This window comes from Kitasatospora sp. NPDC057512, assembly GCF_042802135.1.
Taxonomy (GTDB): domain Bacteria; phylum Actinomycetota; class Actinomycetes; order Streptomycetales; family Streptomycetaceae; genus Kitasatospora.
Window position 1 is genome coordinate 1 of record NZ_JBHVET010000511.1, and the last position, 6474, is coordinate 6474.

8 protein-coding genes are annotated in these 6474 nt (G+C 73.4%); 6 read left to right on the top strand and 2 right to left on the bottom strand.

Annotated features, from left to right (window positions below; translation table 11 throughout):
• Nucleotides 1–45: 45 nt before the first annotated feature.
• Nucleotides 46–783 (bottom strand): DUF5324 family protein, encoded by a 738-nt coding sequence (locus ACFU6K_RS27750; RefSeq protein WP_380667482.1) that lies wholly within the window; start codon nt 781–783, stop codon nt 46–48.
• Nucleotides 784–1040: 257 nt separating this feature from the next.
• Between ACFU6K_RS27750 and ACFU6K_RS27755 the strand changes: the two genes are divergently transcribed.
• Nucleotides 1041–1934, top strand: coding sequence for a rhomboid family intramembrane serine protease (locus ACFU6K_RS27755; RefSeq protein ID WP_380667483.1), 894 nt, complete (start codon nt 1041–1043; stop codon nt 1932–1934).
• A gap of 348 nt (nt 1935–2282) precedes the next feature.
• On the opposite strand, the gene crgA is transcribed toward ACFU6K_RS27755, so the two are convergent.
• Entirely contained in the window at nt 2283–2531 is a 249-nt protein-coding gene (gene crgA, locus ACFU6K_RS27760; RefSeq protein ID WP_049656797.1) for a cell division protein CrgA, read from the bottom strand.
• 168 nt (nt 2532–2699) lie between these two features.
• Between crgA and ACFU6K_RS27765 the strand changes: the two genes are divergently transcribed.
• The 5 genes from ACFU6K_RS27765 to ACFU6K_RS27785 all read left to right on the top strand — a co-directional run bounded on the left by ACFU6K_RS27765 (nt 2700) and on the right by ACFU6K_RS27785 (nt 6414).
• On the top strand, nt 2700–3464 hold the full coding sequence (locus tag ACFU6K_RS27765; RefSeq protein ID WP_380667484.1) for a DUF881 domain-containing protein: 765 nt from the start codon (nt 2700–2702) through the stop codon (nt 3462–3464).
• Nucleotides 3465–3533: 69 nt separating this feature from the next.
• Entirely contained in the window at nt 3534–3713 is a 180-nt protein-coding gene (locus ACFU6K_RS27770) for a hypothetical protein (protein WP_049656795.1), read from the top strand.
• A 55-nt stretch (nt 3714–3768) separates the two neighbouring features.
• On the top strand, nt 3769–4434 hold the full coding sequence (locus ACFU6K_RS27775; RefSeq protein ID WP_380667486.1) for an aminodeoxychorismate/anthranilate synthase component II: 666 nt from the start codon (nt 3769–3771) through the stop codon (nt 4432–4434).
• Between the two features lie 5 nt (nt 4435–4439).
• Nucleotides 4440–5534: a class E sortase gene (locus ACFU6K_RS27780; protein WP_380667488.1), complete on the top strand. Its 1095-nt coding sequence runs from the start codon at nt 4440–4442 to the stop codon at nt 5532–5534.
• A gap of 37 nt (nt 5535–5571) precedes the next feature.
• Nucleotides 5572–6414 carry a class E sortase gene (locus ACFU6K_RS27785; protein ID WP_380667490.1) on the top strand — a complete coding sequence of 281 codons (843 nt, stop codon included), beginning with the start codon at nt 5572–5574 and terminating at the stop codon, nt 6412–6414.
• Nucleotides 6415–6474 lie beyond the last annotated feature (60 nt).

The following is a 6474-nucleotide window of genomic DNA, read 5'->3' on the forward strand; positions in this document are numbered from 1 at the left end:
CCTGGTCGGCGGCCGATCGGCGTTTCCGGGCGTTCGCCCGTACGGTCAGCGCGACCCGGGGTCGTCCTCGGCGGCGGGGCCGTCCTTCCCGGTGCTCGGGGACCCGTCCGTCGACTCGGCGACGGCCTCCGGGCCGGAGCCGTTCACCGGCGCGGAGGCGGCGTGCGCGCCGGCCGGCCGGGGCTCCTGCGGGGCCGGGGGCTCGACCAGCCACTCCGGGTTGCTGTGCCGGCGCCACCACTGCCAGGCCACGATGCCGCCGCCGATCGCCAGCAGGCCGGCCACGGCGAGGCCGGTGGCCAGGCGGTTGCACTGCTCCTTCCTGGCGTTCCGGGCGGCCAGTTCGCTGATCTCGGCCGAGCTGACGTTGCCCTGGAGGGCGGTCAGCGCGGCCGCGCCGCGGGCCTGGGCCTCGTGGGCGACCGGGCCGACGGTGGCGCGGGCCTCCTCGACCGCCTGGGCGACCCTGGGGCCGACGGTGGCACGCGCCTGGTCCGCAGCCCGGGCGGCGGACAGGCGGGCCGCCAGGGCGGCCTCCTGGGCCCGGTGGAGGGCCTTCAGGGTGCTCTGCTGGGCCTCCGGCGGCAGGTTGGCGAAGGCCGAGCCGAACTGGGGGGCGAGGTGCCGGTCGTACTGGCCGCGGAGGTGGTGGGCGGCCTGCGCGGCCTTCGGACCGAAGGCGTCCAAGGCGGGGCCGAGGCGCTGCTTGGCGCCGTCCGCGAACTGTGCGGCGGTGTCCCGGGTCCTGGTGGCCGTCTCACGGGCCGAATCCGAAAAGCTCACGAGTCTCTCCTCCTGGGTGGTGTCCTTTATGCACATATCCACCTGAATGCTGATCATGCATGCTGATTTGTCCGGAGGCATGTCGGGGTGGGCCGTACGCGGGGCCCCTGCCGGGGCGGGCGGGACGGGGGAGGCGTGAGGGCAGGGCCCCGGCGGGGCGGAGAAAGACGGGTTCGGCTGTGGGGAGCCGGTCCGGGGGCGGGGTGCGGCAGTAGGCTGGCGGTTTCGGAGGTCGTGTACGGGAAGGGGACCCGCTGATGCTCCCGGACGAGCCGAGGCCGTCGGTCGACCGGTCCCCGGAGGCCGGACCGCCCGGCTGCTACCGGCACCCGCAGACCCCCACCGGGGTCTCCTGCACCCGCTGCGAGCGGCCGATCTGCCCGCAGTGCATGGTGACCGCCTCGGTGGGCTTCCAGTGCCCGGAGTGCGTCGGCAACGGCCACGCCGGGTCGCGGCAGGCGACCACCCGGTTCGGCGGGGCCCTGGCCGCCGACGGCGGGCTGGTCACCCGGGTGCTGATCGGGCTCAACATCGTGGTCTGGGTGCTGGCCGCCTTCGTGCTCACCCCGCGGCTGGGCCAGACCTGGTCGCTGTTCAGCGCCGGGCGGGACATCCTCGGCGGCCCGGCGGGCATCGCCGACGGCCCGGACCAGTGGTACCGGCTGCTGACCGCCACCTTCCTGCACCTGGAGTGGTGGCACGTCGGGATGAACATGCTGGTGCTGTTCTGGCTCGGCCCGTCGCTGGAGGAGGCGCTCGGCCGGCTCCGCTTCCTGGCCCTCTACCTGGTCTCCGGCCTGGGCGGCAGCACCTTCGCCTTCCTGGTGGCCGGCGGCTGGATGAACTCGGTGGGCGCCTCCGGGGCGGTCTTCGGGCTGATCGGCGCCACGATCGTGCTGCAGCTGCGGAACAAGGGGCCGCTCGGCCCGGCGATGGCGTTCCTGGTCTTCAACCTGGTCGTCACCTTCTCCCGCCCGGGCGTCGACTGGCGGGCGCACGTCGGCGGCCTGCTGCTCGGCTCGCTGACGGCGGTCGGCCTGATGTACGCCCCGCGCGAGCGCCGCGGCCTGGTGCAGGGGCTGACGGTCGCGGGCGCGGTGGCGGTCGAGGCGGGGATGCTGCTGGCCGGGATGGCCCTCTACGGGGCCTGACCCCTCGGACGTTTGTCCACAGCGGGTGCGGGGTTGTGCACAGGCTGTGCGACCACCCGGTTGTGGACTGCTGTTCTACGCGTGTCCTGCTGTGCGGTTCCCTCGCTCCCGGGGAGTTCCGCACGGCTGTGGACGGGCCCGCCCGGGAAAGTTATCCACAGGCTGGGGGGACTTTTCCCCAGTGTGGATAACCATGTGGATAAGCCGGACAGTCCGATGGTGGGGATAACCGACCGGATTCCGCTGCGGCTCCCGCCCGGCTCCGGACACGCCTGACCGCCGCCCCGGGACGAGCGATCCGGAGCGGCGGGAAACGGCTCGAAGCCGAGCCTCAGGACGGGTGGACCGTCACTTCCACTGGGTGGAGACGCCGAAGCCGGCGGCGATGAAGCCGAAGCCGACCAGGATGTTCCAGTTGCGCCAGCTCTCGACCGGGTAGGTGCCGCTGGTCACGTAGTAGGTGACGATCCACACCAGGCCGATCAGGAACAGCGCGAGCATCAGCGGCGCGACCCAACCACGGCCCGAACTGATCTTCACCGCGGCCGTGGTCGGCGGGGTGTAGTCGGACTTCTTGCGGAGTCGAGACTTCGGCACGAGGAGCTCTCCTGTCGATGCGCTGTGAGACCGCGCAGGGTGCAGCGGGTGGAATCGGCCGCGGTCGGCTGTGGAGAACGTCCTGGGGACCGCTCCGCCACATGCCACCGGCGTCCGTTAGCGTAGTGGCTCGGCGGGTCTTGAGGAGATAAGGGTACGGTGACTAATTTGTCGATTCCCCCTGAGCCGGCCCGTACCCGCCGTTCCGGCACCCGAATTGTCGGACGTGCCCTGACCTGCGCCGTCTTCGCGCTCGCCGGGCTGCTCTTCTACATCAGCGCGCAGACCGCCCGCGGCACCGACCTGCGGACCGACAACTCGCTGCTCAGCCTCGGCGACGTGGTCCGCCAGCGCAGCGCCCAGAACCAGCAGGCGCAGTCCCAGCTCGCCGACCTCCAGGCCCGCGCCCAGCAGCTCACCGAGCAGCAGGGCCACGACCCCGCCAACGCCGCGCAGCTGGGCGGTCTGCGCTCCGGCGCGGCCCTGGAGCCGCTCCAGGGCGGCGGCCTGACCGTCACCCTCAACGACGCCCCGCCGAACGCCACCGCGCGCATCCCGGGGGTGCCCGAGCCCGGCGTCAACGACCTGGTCATCCACCAGCAGGACATCCAGGCCGTCGTCAACGCGCTGTGGCGGGGCGGCGCCGAAGGGGTGCAGGTGATGGACCAGCGGCTGATCTCCACCAGCGCCGTCCGCTGCGTCGGCAACACCCTGCTGCTCCAGGGCCGGGTCTACTCCCCGCCGTACGTGGTCAAGGCGGTCGGGCGGACCGACGCCCTGCGCTCGGCCGTCGAGGCGGACCCGACGGTCCGCAACTACCTCCAGTACGTCCAGGCGTACGGGCTGGGCTGGAAGGTCCAGGAGAGCGGCGAGCTGAGCCTGCCCGGCTACTCCGGTACCACCGAGCTGCGTTCGGCGGGCGGCCAGCAGTAGCGGACCGGCCCCGCGGGCGCGCACGGCGGGTCTACTCTTTAACCCAGTCCGCTACGTCGAGGGAGCACCATGTACGGCTGGATCTGGCGTCACCTCCCGGGGAACACCCTGGTCCGGGCCGTCATTTCGCTGCTCCTCGTGCTGGGGATCGTCTACCTCCTCTTCACCTACGTCTTCCCGTGGGCGGAACCGCTGCTCCCCTTCGGCGACGTCACAGTGGACGGCGGCGACGGCGCCGCGACCGGCTGAGCCGGCGGGCCCGGCACTCCCTTCCCGCACCGCACCCCACGGAGACCACGCGCGCATGACGACCCGGCCGACCACTCCGCCCCGCATCCTGGTGGTGGACAACTACGACAGCTTCGTCTTCAACCTGGTCCAGTACCTGTACCAGCTCGGCGCCACCTGCGAGGTGGTGCGCAACGACGAGGTGACCGTCGAGCACGCCGTCCGCCGCTCCGGCGACGAGGGCTTCGACGGGGTGCTGCTCTCCCCGGGGCCCGGCGCCCCGGAGGAGGCCGGGGTCTGCATCGAGATGGTGCACCACTGCGCGCGGATCGGGCTGCCGGTGTTCGGCGTCTGCCTGGGCCTCCAGTCGATCGCGGCCGCGTACGGCGCCGTGGTCGGCCGGGCGCCCGAGCTGCTGCACGGCAAGACCTCGCCGGTCGAGCACGAGGACGGCGGGGTCTTCGCGGGCCTGCCCTCGCCGCTGACCGCGACCCGCTACCACTCGCTCGCGGTCGAGCCGGCCACCGTGCCGGCCGAACTGGTGGTCACCGCGCGCACCGGGAGCGGCGTGATCATGGGCCTCAGGCATCGTGAACTGCCGGTCGAGGGCGTGCAGTTCCACCCCGAGTCGGTGCTCACCGAGGGCGGGCACCGGATGCTCGCCAACTGGCTCGCGGAGTGCGGCTTCCCGCAGGCGGTCGACCGGTCGGCCGGGCTCGCCCCGGTGATCGGCCGGGGCTGACCGGCGTGACCTCGCTGCGTCCGGAGGGGCGTTTCCAGCCGGAGGCGGACCCGTACGGCACCGTGCAGCAGTACGGCGGGCCCCGGTACCCGGGCCAGGACGACGGCATCGGCGGCGCGCCGTACCGGCAGGGGATCCCGGTGCAGACCGTGCCCGAGGACGCCTGGGGCGTGTACGAGCAGGCGCAGGAGCCCCTCGTGGACGGGCCCGAGTACCCCTGGCTGCCCGACCAGACCCTCCAGCTGCGGCTGCCCCTGGACCTCGGCGCGCCGGCCGCCGAACCGGCCCCCACCGGCGGCCGGGCCGAGCGCCGCCGCGCCGCCCAGGGCCGCACCTCGCTGCGCTCCGGCAGCGGCCGGCGCCGGTCGAACGGCCGCGGCGCCGGGCGGGTGCGCCCCAGGGAGTCCGTGTTCGTGGTGGCCGCCCGGGGCATCGGCGAGCTGTGCATCACGCTCGGCGTGGTGATGCTGCTCTTCGTCGCGTACCAGCTCTGGTGGACCAACGTGCAGGCCGACGCGGCCGCCGACGGGGCCCGCAACCAGCTGGAGCAGCAGTTCAACGCGGCCGTCGCGCCCGTCCAGCCGGGGCAGCCGGCCCCGGCGCCGGACAAGCCCGAGGTGTTCGAGCCCGGCAAGGGCTTCGCCATCATCCACCTGCCCAAGCTGGGGCTGAAGTTCCCGATCGCCGAGGGCACCTCCAAGTCGGCGGTGCTCGACAACGGCCTGGTCGGCCACTACACGGGAACCGGGATGCCGGGCGACAAGGCGGGCAACTTCGCGCTGGCCGCCCACCGCAACACCCACGGCGAGCCGTTCCGGTACATCAACCAGCTCGGCAAGGGCGACAAGATCGTGGTGGAGACCGCCGCCGGCTACTACACCTACGAGGTCACCGGGGGCATCCCGGAGACCTCCCCCAACAACGTGAGCGTGATCAAGCCGGTGCCGAACGGCGCGGGGTACGCCGGTCCGGGCCGCTACATCACCCTGACCACCTGCACGCCGGAGTTCACCTCCAAGTTCCGCCTCATCGTCTTTGGCAAGATGATCGAGGAACGGCCGCGTGCCCAGGGCAAGCCGGCCGCGATCACGGGCGGGTAGCCGCCCGGCCGCCCGGCCCGGAGGGGGAGCACCGCAGATGCAGGACGAGACCGCGCGATCGGCCGAACCGGCGCAGGAGGCCTTCGCCCCGCCCGAGCCGGGGGCCGGGCGGGGCCGGAGCCGGGCGCTGGCCGCGCTCGGGGTCTTCGGCGAGCTGCTGATCACCCTCGGCCTGGTGCTCGGCCTGTTCGTGGCCTACTCGCTCTGGTGGACCAACGTGCAGGCGGACCGCTCGGCCTCGGCGGCCGCCGACCGGCTGCGCGGCAGCTGGGCCGCGGGCCCGCACCCCGGCCCCGCGGCGACGCCCGGCGCCGCCCCGGCCCCCGGCGCGGCCGGTGCTCCCGGCGCCCCCGGCACCGAGCCCGGGACCGCGCCGAAGCAGTTCGCGGCCGGGGACGACGTCGGCTTCCTGCACGTCCCGGCGATGGGCCGGGACTACCAGGTGCTGATCCGGATGGGCACCTCCACCGAGGTCCTGGACGACGGCGTCGCGGGTGTCTACGAGCAGCCGTACCGGGCCGCGATGCCGTGGGACCAGCAGGGCAACTTCGCGCTGGCCGCCCACCGGGACGGCCACGGCGCCAAGTTCCACGACCTGGATGCCGTCCACCGGGGCGACGCGGTCGTGGTCGAGACCCGGGACAAGTGGTACGTCTACAAGGTCGACAGCACCCTGGCGGAGACGTCCAAGTACGACACCGGCATCGTGGCGCCCGTCCCGGTCCGCTCCGGCTACGAGGGCCCCGGCCGCTACATCACCCTGACCACCTGCACGCCGGTGTACACCTCGCGCTACCGGATGGCCGTCTGGGGGAGCCTGGTGCGGGTGGACGACATGGACGCCAAGCGCACCCCGCCGCCGGAGCTGCGGCACTCCTGAAACCGCCCACGGGCCTCCTGGCGCCCGTACGGAACGCCCGAGGGCCCGCCGCAGTCGTTG